Source organism: Nocardia paucivorans NBRC 100373, from assembly GCF_000308675.1.
GTDB classification, from domain to species: Bacteria; Actinomycetota; Actinomycetes; order Mycobacteriales; family Mycobacteriaceae; genus Nocardia; species Nocardia paucivorans.
The window spans coordinates 136108-153723 of record NZ_BAGE01000053.1 but is presented as its reverse complement, the minus strand read 5'-3'; the positions used below and the strand labels follow the sequence as shown (position 1 = coordinate 153723).

The 17616-nt window shown below is 66.7% G+C and carries 17 protein-coding genes; 6 read left to right on the top strand and 11 right to left on the bottom strand.

Translation table 11 applies throughout. The features are described from left to right. Positions 1-299: 299 nt before the first annotated feature. Complete coding sequence (locus ON32_RS19980; RefSeq protein WP_040792483.1) at positions 300-632, top strand: hypothetical protein; 333 nt, start codon at positions 300-302, stop codon at positions 630-632. 100 nt (positions 633-732) lie between these two features. Next, positions 733-1404 (top strand): EthD domain-containing protein, encoded by a 672-nt coding sequence (locus ON32_RS19975; RefSeq protein WP_157224257.1) that lies wholly within the window; start codon positions 733-735, stop codon positions 1402-1404. On the opposite strand, the gene ON32_RS19970 is transcribed toward ON32_RS19975, so the two are convergent. From ON32_RS19970 to ON32_RS19960, 3 genes are read right to left on the bottom strand one after another with little or no spacing between them, the layout of a single operon-like run. Then, positions 1389-2747, bottom strand: coding sequence for a CoA transferase (locus tag ON32_RS19970; RefSeq protein ID WP_083874669.1), 1359 nt, complete (start codon positions 2745-2747; stop codon positions 1389-1391). The two genes, ON32_RS19975 and ON32_RS19970, sit on opposite strands and share 16 nt — an antisense overlap. Further along, entirely contained in the window at positions 2747-3127 is a 381-nt protein-coding gene (locus tag ON32_RS19965; protein ID WP_040792481.1) for a DUF2784 domain-containing protein, read from the bottom strand. Before ON32_RS19965 ends, ON32_RS19970 begins: the two co-directional genes overlap by 1 nt. A 55-nt stretch (positions 3128-3182) precedes the next feature. Continuing rightward, positions 3183-4613, bottom strand: coding sequence for an SDR family NAD(P)-dependent oxidoreductase (locus tag ON32_RS19960; protein ID WP_040792480.1), 1431 nt, complete (start codon positions 4611-4613; stop codon positions 3183-3185). A gap of 214 nt (positions 4614-4827) precedes the next feature. Here ON32_RS19960 and ON32_RS19955 point away from each other — a divergent pair, with 214 nt between their 5' ends. The 3 genes from ON32_RS19955 (at position 4828) to ON32_RS19945 (ending at position 7672) form a co-directional block, all read left to right on the top strand. Further along, entirely contained in the window at positions 4828-5973 is a 1146-nt protein-coding gene (locus tag ON32_RS19955; RefSeq protein WP_040792479.1) for an acyl-CoA dehydrogenase family protein, read from the top strand. Beyond that, positions 5957-6658: a TetR/AcrR family transcriptional regulator gene (locus ON32_RS19950; RefSeq protein ID WP_083874668.1), complete on the top strand. Its 702-nt coding sequence runs from the start codon at positions 5957-5959 to the stop codon at positions 6656-6658. Before ON32_RS19955 ends, ON32_RS19950 begins: the two co-directional genes overlap by 17 nt. Before the next feature lie 177 nt (positions 6659-6835). Then, entirely contained in the window at positions 6836-7672 is an 837-nt protein-coding gene (locus ON32_RS19945) for a hypothetical protein (protein ID WP_040792477.1), read from the top strand. 6 nt (positions 7673-7678) lie between these two features. On the opposite strand, the gene ligD is transcribed toward ON32_RS19945, so the two are convergent. The 4 genes from ligD to ON32_RS19925 all read right to left on the bottom strand — a co-directional run bounded on the left by ligD (position 7679) and on the right by ON32_RS19925 (position 11052). Next, positions 7679-8689: a non-homologous end-joining DNA ligase gene (gene ligD, locus ON32_RS19940; RefSeq protein WP_040792476.1), complete on the bottom strand. Its 1011-nt coding sequence runs from the start codon at positions 8687-8689 to the stop codon at positions 7679-7681. Further along, positions 8686-9771: an ATP-dependent DNA ligase gene (locus ON32_RS19935; protein WP_217998084.1), complete on the bottom strand. Its 1086-nt coding sequence runs from the start codon at positions 9769-9771 to the stop codon at positions 8686-8688. The genes ligD and ON32_RS19935 overlap by 4 nt, the downstream gene beginning before the upstream one ends. A gap of 123 nt (positions 9772-9894) precedes the next feature. Beyond that, a complete protein-coding gene (locus ON32_RS19930; RefSeq protein WP_373284338.1) occupies positions 9895-10272 on the bottom strand; it encodes a cold-shock protein in 378 nt (125 codons plus the stop codon). A gap of 153 nt (positions 10273-10425) precedes the next feature. Then, positions 10426-11052, bottom strand: a complete 627-nt coding sequence (locus tag ON32_RS19925; RefSeq protein WP_051133486.1) for a TetR/AcrR family transcriptional regulator — start codon at positions 11050-11052, stop codon at positions 10426-10428. 208 nt (positions 11053-11260) lie between these two features. Between ON32_RS19925 and ON32_RS19920 the strand changes: the two genes are divergently transcribed. Further along, entirely contained in the window at positions 11261-11950 is a 690-nt protein-coding gene (locus tag ON32_RS19920) for a phosphatase PAP2 family protein (protein WP_051133485.1), read from the top strand. 95 nt (positions 11951-12045) lie between these two features. Here ON32_RS19920 and ON32_RS19915 read toward each other — a convergent pair whose 3' ends face one another. Genes ON32_RS19915 through ON32_RS19900 form a run of 4 tightly spaced genes read right to left on the bottom strand, consistent with a single transcriptional unit; the run spans position 12046 to position 17436 of the window. Next, a complete protein-coding gene (locus ON32_RS19915; protein WP_245551173.1) occupies positions 12046-13374 on the bottom strand; it encodes a pyridoxal-phosphate dependent enzyme in 1329 nt (442 codons plus the stop codon). Next, positions 13371-14888, bottom strand: coding sequence for a type III PLP-dependent enzyme domain-containing protein (locus ON32_RS19910; protein ID WP_245551171.1), 1518 nt, complete (start codon positions 14886-14888; stop codon positions 13371-13373). The genes ON32_RS19915 and ON32_RS19910 overlap by 4 nt, the downstream gene beginning before the upstream one ends. Continuing rightward, complete coding sequence (locus ON32_RS27265; protein WP_051133483.1) at positions 14885-16174, bottom strand: heavy-metal-associated domain-containing protein; 1290 nt, start codon at positions 16172-16174, stop codon at positions 14885-14887. Before ON32_RS27265 ends, ON32_RS19910 begins: the two co-directional genes overlap by 4 nt. After that, positions 16171-17436, bottom strand: a complete 1266-nt coding sequence (locus ON32_RS19900; RefSeq protein WP_083874666.1) for an aminotransferase class V-fold PLP-dependent enzyme — start codon at positions 17434-17436, stop codon at positions 16171-16173. Before ON32_RS19900 ends, ON32_RS27265 begins: the two co-directional genes overlap by 4 nt. Positions 17437-17616 lie beyond the last annotated feature (180 nt).

Below are 17616 nucleotides of genomic sequence, written 5' to 3'. Positions count from 1 at the left end.
CGGACACACACATTCGATGAGATCTAATTCATAGTTTTGCGTAGTTTGCTATAACTGATTCCTCTACCGTTACGAGTCGCGTGATATCGGTGGGATGGTTCACTACCGGCGGTAATAGGTATCTGAGCTGGGCCGCCGGAGCGTCGATCCGGTGTGGCTTTCGGTGCGGTGATGCGCCTGGAGACTCCGGTGCTCGCCGCGGGATTCGTTCGGTCCTCTTCGGGCGTGCGGAGAACCGTCCACGTGGGGGATCGTGCGATGTTCCGGTTATGTTGTCGCCCGCCCCATACACTGGTCGTATGCTCGTTCGGCGGCTGATCGCTGCATCCTTTCTCATCTGTTCGGTATCACTCGGCGTAGTCGCCTGTAGTACCACCGGACCCGGTACGAAGAGTGAATGTGATCTCGGCGGCTGCACGATCACCTTCGATCGTGGGGTGGAAGCCGAGATCAGCGTGCTCGGCGTGAATGCCGAACTCACCGCCGTGGAGGGCAATACGGTGACGCTGACCGTGGCAGGCCGACAGGTCGCCGTGCCGGTGGGGGAGAGTCGGCAGGCGGAGGGGATGAACCTCACCGTGCGGGAGGTCACTCCAGAGCAGGTCGTGGTCGAGATCGCCACCGGTCTCTGACCGGTCGTCGCGCTCGGGATTGTCCGGAAACCTTTTTCATACCCGGGCGGCGCCGTACACTCGCCCAGAAAGTAGAACCTGTTTCAAAAGGTGGTGCGCGGTGGAACCAGAGACAGTGATCTTCGCGCTGTGGGGTGTCGGTGACCTGTTCGCCACCGAATTGATCGACCGTCTGACCGAGGCCGGGGCCGTCTCCGTTCAGGCCAATATCGCCGATGCCGAGGTGGCCGATGCCATGTTGCGCCTCACCACTTTCGATATCCCGATCCAGGCGGTCCTCGTGCTCACCGCACGGACCGGTATGGACATACCGGCGGTGATATCGGCTCTGAAACCGGTTGCGCAACGCGTGGAGGGGTGGCGGGTGGAGACGTTCACGCCGCTGCCGCCTCCGTCCGTGGGTGTGCGCGAACGAACACCGGGCCTGGCCAATATGGCCTTCTTACGCCGTCCCGTCGACCAGCCATACGAGGAATGGCTGGATCACTGGCGGAACCGGCACACCGAGATCGCGATCGCCGTCCAGGCCACGTTCGGTTATGTGCAGCACCGGGTGATCGGCCCGGTCACCGCCACCGCACCGGACGTGGCCGCCGTGGTCGAGGAGCTGTTCCCGATCGAGGCGCTCACCGACCCGCATGCCTTCTACGGCAGCGGTGGGGACGCCGCGGAACTCGGTCGCCGGATCGAGACGATGATGCGGAGCGTGGCGGCATTCGGCGCCGACCGCGATATCGATGTCGTCCCGACCAGCCGCTACATACTGCGGTAGGTCCATATGGGTTTGTCGCGGCCGTAGTCGGGTGCGGGGCACGGATAGTCGGGATACTCGGCCGGTGCGGGCGCGGCGGTGCGGATCCGACCATGGGTGACCGTGGCAGCCGTACTCGGCGGCGTCGGTGCGGGATGCGTCGGTGTGCGTTCGGGTGCGGCCGCCAACCAGGAGGCCGTGCGGGCCAGTGATACGCGCACATCCCGGCCGATCCCATCGGTGGTACGGGCGGCAAGCGCGTCGATGATGCCGGCGGCCAGTAGATACCCCGAGGCATGGTCGAGTGCCTGCGCGGGAAGCGCACCCGGTGCGGCGGAGGACCCCTCCGCCAGGGAAATCCCCGACGCCGCCTGGACGATACTGTCGAAACCCCGACGCCCGCCCCATGGCCCGGTCTCGCCCCATGCGCTCACCCGCCCGTGTACCAAACCGGCCCGGCCGGTGAGACCGAGGTTTTCGAGTGCGCCCGGTCGATATCCGGTGACCAGCACGTCCGCGGTATCCAGTAGGGCGTCGATGTGGGAGCGGTCGGTGCGCAGATCCAGCAAGGTCGAACGCTTGCCCTGCCCGGTATCGACGAATTGCCAGGGGATCTCCGGCAGGCCCGGTGGATCGATCCGCAGGACTTCGGCGCCCAGCAGGGATAACGCCCTGGTTGCCACCGGCCCCGCGATCACCCGGGTGAGGTCCACCACCCGCACGCCCCGCAGCGGTTGTAGCGGGGTTCCGGCCGTCGGTCGGTGATTTCCACGGTCGGCCCGTTCGGACAGCGCGACCAGCGGGCCGGCCGCGGCCGCATGCGCCTGCGGAGTTGTTCGCCACTCCGCCTCGGTGCGGACACGGACCGCTATTGCGCCCTCGGCGGCGGCCAACTCCTCCACCACACTGCCGCGCATCCCGGCTGTCCGGGCCCGCACCGAATCCACTGAGACGTCGGCAGGTAACTCCAGCGCCTTCAGTAGTCGGGCGCGGTGATGCGGGTAGTTGGCGTGGGTGCGGATCCACCCGTCGAGGGTGGGAAAGAAACCGGAGAGTTCGGCGAATCCGGATACCGGGGCGCCATCGATGCGGAGCAATCGATCACTGGCGAAGGACGCGGCGATACGCTCCGGATCGAGTCGATGCGCGACCGCGGCGATGCCGTGGAGACGTCGGAATCTATTGGCCGCCGAGAGAAAGGCCTGGACCGATCCGGCGGCCAACCCCCAGACCGGCAGTGTGGCCGCGAGATGTGCGCTCGGATCGGGCCAGTGCACCGCAGGTGATTCGTCGATCCCGATCCCGTTTTCGTACTCGCGTACCAGCCGTGCGCCCGCATTCACGGTATGAAAGCCGCGGCTCATCACCCGGTCACGTGTGCGGTGCCGGTGTTGTGTCGTGCCCGCCATACGAATCCCGCCCACGACGCCACGACACAGGCGGCGACCAGCAATCGGACCAGACCGAGGGCGCTCTCCGGATAGATGACACCGGTCAGATAATGGGCGATGAACCCCTCGGGCGGCAGCCCCTCTTGCCCGGCCTGTTTCCGAGCCCAGTTCTCGGCATGGGTGAGCGGGCAGTCGTAGCCGACCACGATGGTGCCGAAACCCCATGCGACCGCCGCGATATGCGCCCAGAGAGTGCGCGGCAGACACCAGGCGAGGAAACCGCCGACCACCACGTACCCGATGAAGATCAGGTGGGTGACGGCGGTGAGGTCGGCCAGGAACCGGTACAGCACTCTTCCAGGATAAGCCGCGCGGGTGTCGGTGGGACAGCGCTTTCCGTTTCCCCCGTCACCACGGGGAAGGGCGGTAATCCTTCAGGAAACATCCGAACAGGTCCTCTCCCTGTTCGCCGCGGACGATCGGGTCGTAGACCCGCGCCGCCCCGTCGACCAGGTCCAGGGGTGCATGGAAACCCTCCTCGGCGAGTCGCATCTTCGTGTAGTGCGGTCGCTCGTCGGTGATCCACCCGGTATCCACGGCGGTCATGAGGATGCGGTCGGTTTCGAACATCTCCCGGGCACTGGTGCGGGTGAGCATGTTCAACGCCGCCTTGGCCATGTTGGTGTGGGGATGGCCGGGGCCTTTGTATCCTCGGGCGAACTGGCCTTCCATCGCGGATACGTTCACCACGTACTTGCGGCGCGCCGGGGACGCCGCCATCGCCGGCCGCAACCGGGACACCAGAATGAAGGGCGCGACGGCGTTGCACAGGTGCACTTCCAGCAACTCGGTGGGGTCGACCTCACCGACCGTCTGCACCCAACTGTTGGTGTGTGCCAGATCCGGGACCAAACCGCCCGCGTCGATGGCCACCCCGCGGGAGATCCGCTCCGGAGTCGCCGACCCCGCGACCAGAGCCAATTCGGCCACCTCGGCCCCGGACAAGGCCGGCTCCAACGAGGCGGTGAGTGCGCTGGGGTGCGCCTGCATGGTCTGGCCGAAGGACACCGTCTCCGGGAGCGGTCCCGCGGGTAGCGGTGCCGATTCGGCCTCCACCAGAGCGCGGTAGGCGCCGGGGGAGCGACGCACCGTCTGTGCGGCATTGTTGATCAGGATATCGAGCGGTCCCTGCGCGGCGGTGTCGTCGGCGAGGGCCATGACCTGCGATGGGTCTCGTAGGTCGATGCCGACGATTCGTAGGCGATGCAACCAGTCGGCGCTGTCGGGTTGGGCGGTGAAGCGACGGATGGCGTCGTTGGGGAAGCGGGTGGTGATGGTGGTGTGCGCGCCGTCGCGCAGCAGACGCAGCGCGATGTACATGCCGATCTTCGCGCGACCGCCGGTGAGCAGGGCGCGCCGGCCGGTGAGATCGGTGCGCGCGTCCCGACGTGCGTGGCTCATGGCGGCGCAGTCCGGACACAGTTGATGGTAGAAGGCGTCGACCCTGGTGTATTTCTCCTTGCAGATATAGCAGGGACGTGCCCGTAACAGTGTGCCCGCGGTGGCGCCGGTTGCGGTCGAGGTGAGGGGAATGCCCGCGGTCTCGTCGTCGACCCGGCTCGGGGACCCGGTGGCGGTGGCGGCGATCACCGCGCGGTCGGCGGCGGCCACGGCCTGCCGGGCGGCCGTACGGCGAGCGCGTTTCAGGTGTTTGTACATCCGGCCGACCGCGTGCTGCACCGTCACCGAATCGGGGTGGTCCTTGTCCAATCGGCTGGCCTGGTCGAGGACCCGCAGACAGGTGGCGAGGTCGTCGGGATCGATCCTGCTATCGGTCATCGGGGGTGGTGAGGTCCTTCTCGAGCTGGGCGGGCGAAGTGCTCATTCTGTCAAACCCGACAGCGCGGTCCCGCGCTCGGGCCCACCGCCGCGATCCGGCGCCCCAGGACCTCACCCAGCTTGTTGACTTAACGCCAATAGTCGGGGAGAGTCGATGCCGAACAACCCGGCCACAGGGACGCCGGGCAGCCGGACACAGAGCAAGAGGACGGATATGGCACGCCCCGCATGGAGTGACGACGAGGTCGAAGCGGTACGAGAACTGGCCCGGGGATTCTTCGACAAGGAAGTCGTCCCGCACGAGGAGAAGTTCGTCGAGCAGGGCCACCCCGACCGTGATCTGTACCGCCGGGCGGGTGAGCTCGGTCTGCTGTGCCCTGCGGTTCCGGAGGAGTTCGGCGGGGGCGGCGGCACCTTCGCCCACGAGGCCGCGATCATCGAGGAACAGGTTCGCGCGGGCGACAGTGCCCTGGGTATCCCGGTGCACAACTCGATCATCGCCCCCTATCTCGTCGAGTTCGGATCCGACGAGCTCAAACAGCGGGTGCTGCCCAAGGTGGCCAGTGGCGAGATGGTGCTGTCCATCGGTATGACCGAACCCGGGACCGGCTCGGACCTGCAGAACATCAAGACCCGCGCCGTCCGCGAGGGTGACGAGTACGTGATCACCGGTTCGAAGATCTTCATCTCCAACGGTTGGCTCTGCGATGGAATCGTCATCGCCGCCAAAACTGACCCGGAGAAGGGCGCGGCCGGTGTTTCGCTGCTGTTCGCCGAGGTGAGCGACGACACCCCCGGCTTCACCCGCGGGCGCATCCTGTCCAAGATCGGCGGTAAGGGACAGGACACGGCGGAACTGTTCTTCGACGGCCTGCGGGTCCCCGCGGCGAATCTCCTCGGCGGCGCCGAAGGCCAGGGTTTCTACCAGATGATGCAGATGCTGGCCCAGGAACGTCTGGTCACCGCGATCATGGCGGTGGCAATGGCCGAGCGCGCGGTGGAGTTGACCATCGAGTACACCAAGGGACGCGAGGCCTTCGGTCGGCCGCTGTTCGCGATGCAGAACACCAAGTTCGAACTCGCCGAATGCGCCACGATCGCCAAGGTGAGCCGTACCTTCCTGGACGATTGCATCACCCGGCACCTGCGTGGCGAACTCGATATTCCCACTGCTGCAATGGCAAAGTACTGGTTGACCGATCAACTGGGTATCGTTGTCGATCGCTGTTTGCAACTGTTCGGCGGATACGGCTATATGACGGAGTACCCGATTTCCCAGCTCTACACCGGCGCCCGCGTACTGCGCATCCTCGCGGGCAGCAACGAGGTGATGAAGGATCTCATTGCCCGCTCGCTCTGACACCGATTCCGAGCCCACGCCCACCGGTTCCGCGGCCGGTGGGCATTCGGGCGCTGTGACGCGCCGGCGTCGGCTCGAACCCGACGCCCGCCGCGCCGAAATTCTCGCCCAGGCGATCCAGATGTTCGGGGAACGACCGTACGCGGCCGTGTCCACGGCCGAACTGGGTCGGCGGGCAGGGGTGGCCCGTGGGCTGATCAACCATTACTTCGGCAACAAACGCGATCTGTACCTCGCGGTGGTGCGCCGGATGGTGACCCTGCCCCGCCTCGAAGAGGTGCCGATCCCCACCGGCTCTCCCCGGGAGCGGGTGGAGGCGGGTGTGCGGTGGCTGTTGGACACCATTTCCCAACACGGCAGCACCTGGGTGAAGGTGACCAGCCACGAAGGTGTCGGCGACGACCCGGAGGTACAGCAGATCCTCGACCAGGCCGACGATGCCGCCGCCGATCGATTGCTACTGATGATCGGCCTGTCGCCCGAGGCGGCGGACCCGCAGCAGTGGGCATCGATGCGGGCCCTGGCCCGCGCCTACGGGGGACTGGTGAAGGCCGCCGGCCGCGAATGGATCACCCGCGGCACCCTGACTCGGGACCAGGTGCACGTCCTGCTGGTGGACATGCTGATGACCCTGGTCACCGAGTCGTTGCCGAAGACCGGCGCGGATCGATCCGAAACCGGTTGACCTGCCGCCGATTTCCGGTTTTCCGGTTCGCGCCGACCGTATGTGCCGTGTTGCGCATGTCTCAGAAACGGCGGCCGGGTTCGCCGGCACCGCCGGTTCGATCGGCTCTATCCTTCTCGGTGTCGAGCGGGCCCGGGTGTTTTCGAGGCCCCTCGACGGATGGTGAAGGGACCTCGAATGGCAGCAAGACAGCGCTGGGCACGTGAGCGCTGGCCGGAACTCGAACCGGGTGAACGGCCACCTCGGGCCGCCGTCGGCCGCCGGGCCGCCCGAGAACCGGTAACCGATGAGGTGGCCTACTACGAGGATTCCGCCTACGAGGACGATGTCCACGCGGAGTCCGTCGAGTGGCTCGACGAGACCGACGACGGGGACCGGTACGACGGGGAGCGGGAGCGGTATCCTGTGGCCAACCCCTACGCGATCGTCGCCCTGGCCGCGGCGCTACTACTGATGTTCCCCGTGGCCGTTGTCTTCGGTCTGCTCGCTTTCGGTCATCCCCGGGGCAAGCTCATGGCCACCACGGCGGTGTTACTCGGTGTGGCCGAGGTCGCGGCGGTGATCGCGATTATCGTCCTACCCGGTAATCCGGTCGCGGAGATGGTGTCGCGAGCCGGGAACCATCTCGCGCAGCGAACCGAGACCATCGTGTACGAGCCGTCGGCGTCTTCGAGCACCGAGCCGCCGGCCCCCACCGTGACCATTCCCGTCGCACCGCCCGCCACCACCACGACCGGGCCGGAGCAGCCCGCCATCGCGGAATCCGGAGCCACGTGCGCGCGGGCGGGGCTCATCGGCACCACCGACAGCGGGACGACCCTGCTCTGTCTGAGCGACTCGTCGTCGAGTACCGATTATCGCTGGGCCGGCCCCTATCGGGTTGCCGAGGAGATCGCGGAGGCCGGTACCGACTGCGATGGCAACACGGTCACCGCGCGTACCGCCGACGGCCGCGCCCTGGTGTGCGAGAAAACGGACAGTGGCGGTATCTGGACATTGTGGACCAGCAGATAATCGGCGCTACCCTGTTTCCGCCCCTCGCCGGGCCCGACTGGGCCGGACCCGTGGTGGCTCGTTCGGCATCTTCGGATACTGCGGCGGCCACGGTGCGTCCATGAGCCCGGCCGCCATATCGCGCTCGGACATCTCCAGCAACGGTTCGATGGACTGCGGTGATCGGTTCGCCCAGGGATCGCCGTGTTCGGCGAGCCATGTCGGCACGGTGGCGAGGGTGAAGTCCTCGGGAACCACGGCGGCCAGGTCCGTCCAGTCGATCGGCGTCGACACCTGGGCGCCCACCCGGGGTCGTACGCACCATGCGCCGAACACGGTTTTGTGCGGGGCATTCTGGTTGTAATCGACGAAAACCCGCCGCCCTCGTTCCTCTTTCCACCACCGAGCGGTGATCTCATCCGGATAGCGGCGTTCCAGTTCGCGGGCCAGCGCCACCGCCGCAGCGCGGACCCGATAGCCGTCCCAGCGCGGTTCCACTGTGGCGAAGATGTGCAGACCACGTGATCCGGAGGTTTTCACCCAGGTGGTGATGCCGAGTTCGGCACACAGATCCCGGGTACGCATCGCGGCCGTGCGCAGTTCGTCGAAACCGACTCCCGGGGCGGGATCCAGATCGATGCGCAGTTCGTCGGCGATACGCATATCCGGGACCCGATTGGGCCAGACGTGGAAACCGAGGCAGCCCTGGTTCACAGCCCACAGGATATGGGCGAGATCATGAGCCACCAGCGCCTCACCCGTGGTGCCGTTGGGGGTGGAGACCGCTACGGTGTGCAGCCAATCCGGTGCCGATTCGGGTACCCGTTTCTGGAACCACGATTTCCCGGACACACCGTCGGGATAGCGCTCCAGCATCAACGGCCGGTCGCGGAGAGCCCGCATCAGCGGCTTCGCCACGGCCTGGTAATAGCGCACCAGGTCCAATTTGGTTTCGCCGCGGCGGGGAAAATACACCTTCGACGGATTGCCGATGGTCAGCGAGCGGCCGCAGACCTCGATCTCGATCGATTCGCTCACTGTGCCACCTCGATGCCGAAGAACTCGGCCAGTTCGACCGGTGCGACCTCCTCGAGCTGGGCATAGGTACAGGATGATGGGATGCGGTCGGTCCGAAATCGAACCAGCCGGCCACCGTGGCGCAACCGCCCCGACTGCAGATGCTCGTAGCGCACCTCGGCCACCAGCTCCGGGCGCAGTGCCTCCCAGGACAGATCCTTACCACCGCTCCAGCGGCTGATCCCACCCGGCATCTTCGCCTCGGCCCGCGCCTGCGCGGCCGCATCCGCCCAATCCCGCCAGGGATGGCCGTCCAGGGCGTTCTCCCGATACGGAGCCAACTCCGCCACCAGCTCCGCGCGCCGCGCGGCAGTGAAACTACTGGCCACCCCTACGTGGTGCAGGTTGCCCGTCTCGTCGTAGAGGCCCAGCAGCAGTGACCCCACCCCCTTGCCGTCCTTGTGCCACCGGAAACCGGCGACCACACAGTCGGCGGTGCGTTCGTGTTTGACCTTGAGCATCACCCGTCGGTCCTGCTCGTACGGTAGATCGGTGGCCTTCACCACCACCCCGTCGAATCCGGCGCCCTCGAATCGGGTGAACCAGTCCTGAGCGATATCGGGATCTCGGGTGAGCGGGGTGAGGTGGATGCGGGCGAATGCGGTATCCAGGATGGATTCCAACAGCCGTCGGCGTTCGAGGAACGGGAGGCCGGTGAGATCTCGATCGTCCAGGGCGAGTAGATCGAACGCGACAAAACTCGCCGGTGTCTCGACGGCCAGTTTCCGCACCCGGGAGGCCGCCGGATGCAGGCGCAGTTGGAGGGCGTCGAAATCCAGTCCGGTATCGGTGACGACGACGATCTCGCCGTCGACCACACATCGCTGCGGTAACGCCTGCCGCACCAGGGCGGCGACCTCGGGGAAATACCGGGTCAGTGGACGGTCGTTACGGGAGCCGAGCTCCACCTCGTCACCGTCGCGGAACACCACGCAGCGGAATCCGTCCCATTTGGGTTCATAACCGAGGCCGGGGCCCCGGGGAATCGACGACACGGATTTCGCCAGCATCGGACGCACGGGCGGCATTACCGGTAGGTCCACACGATCCTCCTCGGTCGGGTTCTCACCGATAACGACGTCGTCGCCGTCGCCGATTCATCGGTGCCGGGATCGTATGTGTACCCGTCGACACTCGAGGCGCGCCGAACCGACCGAGGCGCCGGCTCAGCGTTCGATCCAGCCCTGGGCGTCGGCGAATTCGGTGAGGCGCTCCCGGATGGTGACGATCTCACCCGCCGTGAGCGCGGGTGAGGCCTCCAGCAGCAGTTCGGTCACCAACCGGGTGTGCTCGGCCGCCGTGAGTCGACCCTCACCGCGGTCTCGGCTCCGCGCTCGGCCTCCGGTACCGGTGTGCGGACCGCTCACCGCACTGAGATTGATCGCCTTCGGTCCCCGGTCACCTTCGGTGACCTCGAATTCGAACATCCGCCCTTGTCTCAGTTCGTCCTCGTCGAGGCCGATATCGTTGACATGGACGAAGACGTCGGGACCGCCGTCCTCGGGGCGAATGAATCCGAATCCCCGCGATCCGTCGAACGACACCAATTTCCCGATGGACACCACACCCGCTCCTCGCGCCGACGCTATGGCCACTCTAGCCCCGACCGCGTCCGTCATCGAGGGAACGGACTTGTACCGGGTGGGAAACCACCGGTCCGGCATCGACCGCGGAGTGCGAATCGCCGCCGGTCCGGTTCAGTCCCGATACAGGCTTCGATAGGCGGTGAGCATGGCGACCAGGTGATCGATGATCTGTTCCCGGGTGGCGCGCAGGGAACCGTTGAGCCAGGCCGAGAACATCCCCGCATTACCACTGGCCATGGTGACCGCGGCGAGTCGACGTCGCACCGGATCGTCGATCTCGGTGAACAGATGATCCTGGATCAGCCGGGTGAACGCCGGCATCACCGCGATCGTGGTCTGCCCGAGTCCGGTACTCGAATACGGTTCCACCAGGAACAGGCGCGACTTGCGGGGATCCTCGAGCACCTTGTCCACCAGGATCTCCGACAGCGCCCGATCTCGCGAAGGGTCGTCGGCCACCGCGAAGGCCGTCATCGGTTCCAGGAATTCCTCGGCCACCTGCCGGTACAACACGTCCAGCAGTTCGTCGCGGCTGCCGAAGCTCTCGTAGAAATAACGGTCGGTGAGATTGGCCCGTCGACATACCGCACGCATGGTCACCCCGCTCGCACCGGCATCGCCGATCAGGTCCAGCGCGGCCTCCAGCAGCGCTGCCCGACGCGCCTGCTTGCGCTCCGAAAGCGTGGTTCCACCCCATATCCGGGGTCCGGCCTCGTCCGATCGCTGATCTGAATGCACCCGTACACAGTAGTGCCGTCGTGCCCGACTCACCCCTCGTGGAGGGTGCCGTCTCCGGGCCTCGGGCCGCCGCCCGCCGGAATCCGGCGGTCACTCATCGGTCCGGCCGGTTCGCGGATCCGGAACGAGAAACCGGCAGGGAAACCAGGGTCTGGCAGGCGGCCTGTAGCACCCGCCTGCGGCCACGCCGAGTGGCTAGGCTGGCGGAATGCTCACGTTCGCGCTCGCGCTGATCGCGGTGGTGGTGCTGTTGACCGGCTACGTGGTCGGCGGTGATGCGCGCAACGATCTGGACGTGCCGCTGCTGGATCGGGTGGCGTCCTGGCATGGTGCCGGTCTCACCGAGGCCGCCACGGTCGTCACCCACCTCGGTGGCGGGGCCGCCATGTGGACGCTCGCGCTTCTTTCCTGCGGCTGGTTTGCCCGGCGCGCACAGTGGGCGGAATTCGCCCTGATCGCGGGCGTCGGACTGGGGGCGGCGATCTCGGTGCGCGTGCTCAAGTATCTCGTCGGGCGTGAGCGCCCACCCGTAGAAGGACAATTGGTCTCCGTCGCGGATCCGGCGTATCCGTCCGGCCACAGCCTCGGCTCCGCGGCGGTGGTGGGGATCCTCGCCACCCTGGTGGCATGGCGGGTGCGCCGGCGTTCGATCGTCGTGACGGTGGTGGCGGGCGCGGTGGTTTTCGTCGGACTGGTGGGTCTGTCCCGGGTCTATCTGGGCGTGCACTGGCCGACCGATGTGCTGGCCGGATGGACGGTGGGCGTCCTGTGGGTAGTACTCGGCGTGGCCGTGTATCGGCGTTTCGCCACAACCGTGTCCTCCGCGGCGGCACGGCAATCGACACGTGGGGACGATTCGGCGGGGAAGACGGATTCGGACCCGCGCCGCACATGCTGAGCAGTCTCGGCGTGGATTGCTCAGTGTCCGGGCCCGTATACGGGTTCGCCGCAGGATCGACCGGTTGCGACGGCACGGGCCTCGCCGAGCGAACTTCAGCGTCCGCGTTCCATGGCCAGTCCTGCCGCCCGCCACGCCGCGATTCCACCGTCGAGACTGTATGCGGTGTGCCCGGTATGCCGTACCGTCGCGGCGAACCGCCGAGACAGCTCACCGGTGGGGCAGACGAATACCACCGGGTATTCCCGCGAGAAGGGAGTGCCGTGGACGAGTAGTTCGTCGAGCCGGTCGTCGGGGATGTTCAGGGCACCGGGGATGTGCGCTATGCGATAGGCCATGGCGCCGCGGGTATCCACGATCATCACCCGCTCGGCGTGGTCGAGCTCTGCCAGTTCGGCGGGGGACAGGCCGGGGACGGCGGCCACCTCCTGCGGAGATGGCGTGTAGCGGCGAGAGTTGCGGCCGAACAGTTCCGGTCGGCGCTGTTTGATGTACGACAAATAGGGCTCGAGCCGGTCGCAGACGATGACAACCCCCACGATCGGCTCCTCGGTGGCCACGGTCTCGCGGGCGGTTGCGAGGGTCCGCACCGCAGCGGCATAGGCGGCCCCACTGGTGGGGCCGGCGAGTACGCCGTACCCGGTGACGAGTTCCATGGTTGCGTCGACCGCGCGGCCCGATTCCACGGTGACGATCTCGTCGTAGAACTCCGGTTGGAACAGACCCACATCCCACATCTCCCGTTCCGAACGGATCCCCGGGATGAAATCGGTGCGCTCGGACACCACCGCGACCGTCCGCAGTTCGGGGTGATGTTTACGCAGATAGGTGCCCGTACCGCGACTCGAGCCGGTGGTACCGAGACCGGCGAACAGATAATCCACCCGATTCACCCCCGCGGCGGTGAGATCCTCGTGGATCTCCCGACCGGTGCCCTCGTAGTGGGTCTGCACATTCTTCTCGTTGGTGTACTGCGACAGATGGCGGAACCGCCCCGGCTCCGCTGCCATGGTCGCGTCGATCGCCGAGTAGACGTCGTTGGGTGTGGTGGGATCGGGACATTCGGACAATCCCGGCAGCTCCACGATGTCCGTGCCGAGTAGTCGCAACAGATCCCGCACCTCGGCCACCTTGATCCGATTGGTCACCGCTCGCAGTCCGATGCCGTGCACGGCGCCGAGGATCCGCAGTGCCTTGGCGGTATTGCCGCTGGAGGCCTCGATCAGCGTCTGGTCGTTTTCGATCACGGTGTCCAGTTCGTCGCGCAACATCCCCCAGGCGATACGGTCCTTGACCGATCCGAAGGGGTTGTGTGATTCGAGCTTGGCGTACAGCTCGACCCCGGCGAGACCGTGGACGCCGGGATCCAGGCGGAGGAGGGGAGTATTGCCGATCAGCTCGGTGATGTGGTGGTAGATCGTCACGGGACCTCGGTGGTGATGTGTCGTTCGGGTGGAAGCGGGATGTTCTCGGCGCGGGCAGGGGTGGTTCCGGCCGGTACGTACTCGGCATCCGGACATGTGACGAAGGTCCGGTCCCGACAAACCACCGCCACCTTCTCCGGCGGTGGATGCATTGCCGCTGTCGCGGCCGACAGGTCCATGTGATACGCGGCGGTATTCGGGAACACCACCACATCACCCGTTCGGGGTAGCCACGGCAGCCACACCTTGTGTGCGGTGATCAGATCCCGCTCCAGACACAACCGCCCGGCGAAGTAGACCCCGACCGCTCGTCCCCCGGGCGCCGGCGCCCGGCCCGGGCCCGGCAACACCAGCGGATCCACCATCACCTCCTGATCGGCCGGGGTCACCTGATCCCGGCTGAGATCCACGTGCACGAGCAGACTGCCGTCGGTGGCCTCCTTGATGAACTCGACCCGCGCCACCGTCGCCCCGGCGTGGTCGACCAGCGCCTTACCCGGTTCCAACCACAGATCGAGCAGATTGTCGCCCGCCACCCGCGCCATACCGCGTCCGCCCTGCCGCTCCAGCGGTGCGGCCAACAGATCCGCCAACATACGGTCGGCGGAAACGGTATTCCCGTACTTGTGGAAAACGGGTATCCCGCGCACCACGCCGCCTTCCACCTGATGACCGAAAGTGTTGTGCCCCCAACTCATCGCCTCTCCGCGTCCGGCGAGCGCATCGCGTAGGGCCCGGGTGTAGTGATCGAACCGTTCGACGTCGGCGGTGAACACCTGCCGCAGACCGCCGCCGATATTCAATGCCGACGGGGCGAGGCCGTGTTCGTAGGCGCGTTCGATCAGAGAGAAACAGGTATCGGCGGCGCGCACCCGTTCCGCGGTTTCCCCGGTGTCCAGGTGGAAGGCGAAACCCAGAAAATCGAGTCGATCCCGATATCGGGTCAGCGTGGCCAACGCCGTGTCGACTCGATGCACCGGAACCCCGAACCGGCTCGGCTGGGACCCTTCGAACCCCGCGACCCGCACCAATACCGGTAGTGGGGCGTCCGGATCGGCCAGCCGCGCGAGCGTGTCCAGTTCCCAGAGGTTGTCGACGTTCACCGTCACTCCGGACTCGACCAGCGTGCGCAGGAATGCCGCCCCCTTCGGGCCGGTGGCCTCGATGCGGTCCGCGGTGAAACCGGCCGCCCGCGCCGACGCCAGCTCCCCCGCCGAGGAGATATCGATACCGATTCCTGCCTCCGCGGCCGTCCGCGCGAAGGCCCGCGACCGGTTCACCTTGTGCGCGTAATACATCCGCCAACCGGCCGCCGCCGAGTCGAGCACACCGCGCAGTCGTTCGATGTTCTCCGCCATCACCTGAGGAAACAGCAGATGCACCGGCGATCCGTATTGCGCCGACACCCTCGCGAGAGCCTCGGGATCGTCCAGGAACCTGCGGATCATCGGATGCCACAGCGCGGGTAGTCCGGGCGGTGAGGGAGACGCCGGTTGCGCACCAGGATCGCTCACCGTGGCGCACCCGGCGTCTCGCGGTCGGTGTCCGGACGTTCGCCGACCGGGTTGTACCCGCCGTCGCGGAGGGCCTCGAAGGCGCGCGCGCGGTTGCGTGGACTCCGGAACTCCGCCACCACACGTTTGCTGTCGAGATCGATATCGACCACGGTGATGCCCATCGACTCCAATACTCCGCCGATCGTGCGCACACAATGCTTACAGGTCATGTCCGGTACGTAGAAGATCCGGTCCTCCTCCGCCGCCGGACCGTCGTCGAACGCCTCCGCCGGCGGCGGTACCTCCACCACCTCGCACCGTTCGACCAGTTCGGTGAACACCTCGACGAACCGGCGTGCCACCACCGGCAGGATGCTGTAGTGCTCACCGTCGAGTCGATGTGGCATGGCCGCCAGGCAGGACGGCCGGGTGCCGGGCGGCAGCAGCGCGTACTGGCGAGAGATCAGATCCAGGTCGTCGTGGTATTTCGCGATCGCCGCGTCCACACTCAACCCCTCTTCGGTGGTGGCGCGACGCATCACCGCATGTGCGTCGGCGATGGTGGCATCCTTCATCGCTCGCAGGGTCGCTACGGTTTGCGCCGAATACCGCACCGTTCCGTCGGCCTGGGCCAGCAAGGTCACCGGGATCATCCCCCGGCGGTAGGTTGAGGCCTGCAACTCCCAGTACCAGCGGGTGGCGACCGCGGCGAATATCCCCGAATCGTATATCCCCCAGGCGAATTCGATAGGAGTTCGGTAGGGCGTCTGGCGGGCGACCAGGGCGTGCTGGGCCAGGGCCCGTCCCGTCGATTCCACTCCCACCCGGAAGATATCCATCGGCTCGTGGTCGGTGGTGGTGCCCACCAGTATCGCGCGGGCGTCCGGATCGAGGCCGGCGATCCGCTCCGCCAGTTCGGTATCGGCACTCAGGGCATGCCAGAGCGCGAGCACCGCCTCGCGCGTCACGATCGGCACGATGGGGCCGAGTCCGTCGGCACGATAATGGCCGGTATTCGGCACCCCGTCGCTATCGATCCAGGTCAACCGATGAGTGGCGCAGGTGACCTCGTCGGCCCGGCACGGTCGCATGAACCGCTGCAGATACAGCCGTTGGGATACGGTCAGGTGACTGCCCGTCTCGGGGCGGATCGGAGTGCTCGTGTACTCGATCCGGCGGGCCGGTCCGGGTTCGTACGGTCCGAACAGTCCGGGGCGGGCGAGTTCGGCCAGGATGCGGGAAGCGGCGCGGCGATCGTACCGGGCGGCCGTCTCGGTGGCGGGGGTGGCGCTCTCGGCGTTCACATGACCTCCTCGGCGATGGTCCGTACACACTCGGTGAAACGCTCGATCTCGTCGGGGGTGTTGTAGATCTGGGTGCTCACCCGCACCGACTCCGGGTCCGGGCCGCCGCCCGGTACACAGTGCGCCCCGGCGCGGACCAGGAAACCGTGCTCGCCGAGTACGAACCCGAGGTCGGCCGCGGATATCCCCTCGAGGGTGAAGGAGACGATGCCGTAGCCGGTGGCGCAGGGCGCATGTCCGGGACCGGGCAGCAGTTCCACGCCCGGTACCTCCCGTAGACCGGCGACCGCGCGCAGGGTCAGTTCCCGATTGTGCGCGGCGACGGTCCGCATATCGAAGGACTCCAGGACCTCCAAAGCGCTGCCGAGCGCGAGGATACCCGGAATATTGGGAGTGCCGCCCTCCAACAGCCCGGGCATCGCCCCGGCCTCGAGCCCGGTTTCGGTGGGTCGCACGGCGGAGGTGCCGCCCGGAAGGAACGGGCGGAGTCGTCCGTGTACCCGTCGATGGCAGTACAGGATCCCGGTGCCCGGCGCGCCGAACATCTTGTGCGCCGCGAACACTGCGAAATCCGCCCCCAGGGCGGTGACGTCCACGGGTAGATGGCCACCGCTCTGACTACAGTCGAAGCAGATCAGCACCTCCGGCGGTAGGCTGCCGCGGAGCTCCTCCAATGTGGTCAGTCCACCGAAGACATGGTGGAGGTGGCTCACGGTCACCAATCTGGTCCGTGGACCGAGTTTGTCCGCGATATCGGTGATATCGGCCTCTCCCGACTCGGTGACCCGATAGGGCACCAGCTCGATGTGACGACCGAAGCGGGCGAGAATATCGCGCAGGTGATACCACGGGTAGATATTGGCGGCATGGTCGCGTGGACTGTAGAGGATCTGGTCCCCGTCGCGGAGTTCGGCGAGCCCCCAGGAGAGCGCGACGGCATTGAGCGCGGCAGTGGCGCCGCCGGTGAAGACCACCTCGTCGGGGTGTTCGGCGCCGATGAACGCGGCGACGCGGGCGCGGATCGCGGCGATCCGTTCGGTGAGGACGGTTGCCCACGGGTAGGTCCCGCGGTCGGCGTTCGCCGTCCGTGAGGCGTGATAGTCACGAATCGTCTCGATGACCGGCAGAGGTTTCTGGGTCGTGGCGGCGCTGTCCAGGTACACCTCGTCGGATTCGACCAGTGCGGGGAACAGCGCCCGCACATCCGCTCCGATGTCCCCGAACGGGGCGAGGCGCGGGTCGCGCGTCGGTGACCCCACCATGACGCTCCCTTCGCCGGACCTGCTCGACACCAATAACCATACGCACTCCGTATCTCGAAGCGGCGGCCTCGCAAGGTCTTTGGGGTTCGGGACCGCTTCGACCCGATTCGGGTCGACCGCCGCCGGCGCACTCACGCCGGCGAGCACGGATCTGTCGGCGGGGCGCACTAGGGTGGGATC

Bases quoted from the DNA above. Each gene is read 5' to 3' on its own strand.
- ON32_RS19920 (WP_051133485.1), top strand. From the start codon at position 11,261: ATGCTCACGTTCGCGCTCGCGCTGATCGCGGTGGTGGTGCTGTTGACC.
- ON32_RS19945 (WP_040792477.1), top strand. From the start codon at position 6,836: ATGGCAGCAAGACAGCGCTGGGCACGTGAGCGCTGGCCGGAACTCGAA.
- ON32_RS19955 (WP_040792479.1), top strand. From the start codon at position 4,828: ATGGCACGCCCCGCATGGAGTGACGACGAGGTCGAAGCGGTACGAGAA.
- ON32_RS19970 (WP_083874669.1), bottom strand. From the start codon at position 2,747: ATGAGCCGCGGCTTTCATACCGTGAATGCGGGCGCACGGCTGGTACGC.
- ON32_RS19960 (WP_040792480.1), bottom strand. From the start codon at position 4,613: ATGACCGATAGCAGGATCGATCCCGACGACCTCGCCACCTGTCTGCGG.
- ON32_RS19980 (WP_040792483.1), top strand. From the start codon at position 300: ATGCTCGTTCGGCGGCTGATCGCTGCATCCTTTCTCATCTGTTCGGTA.
- ON32_RS19900 (WP_083874666.1), bottom strand. From the start codon at position 17,436: ATGGTGGGGTCACCGACGCGCGACCCGCGCCTCGCCCCGTTCGGGGAC.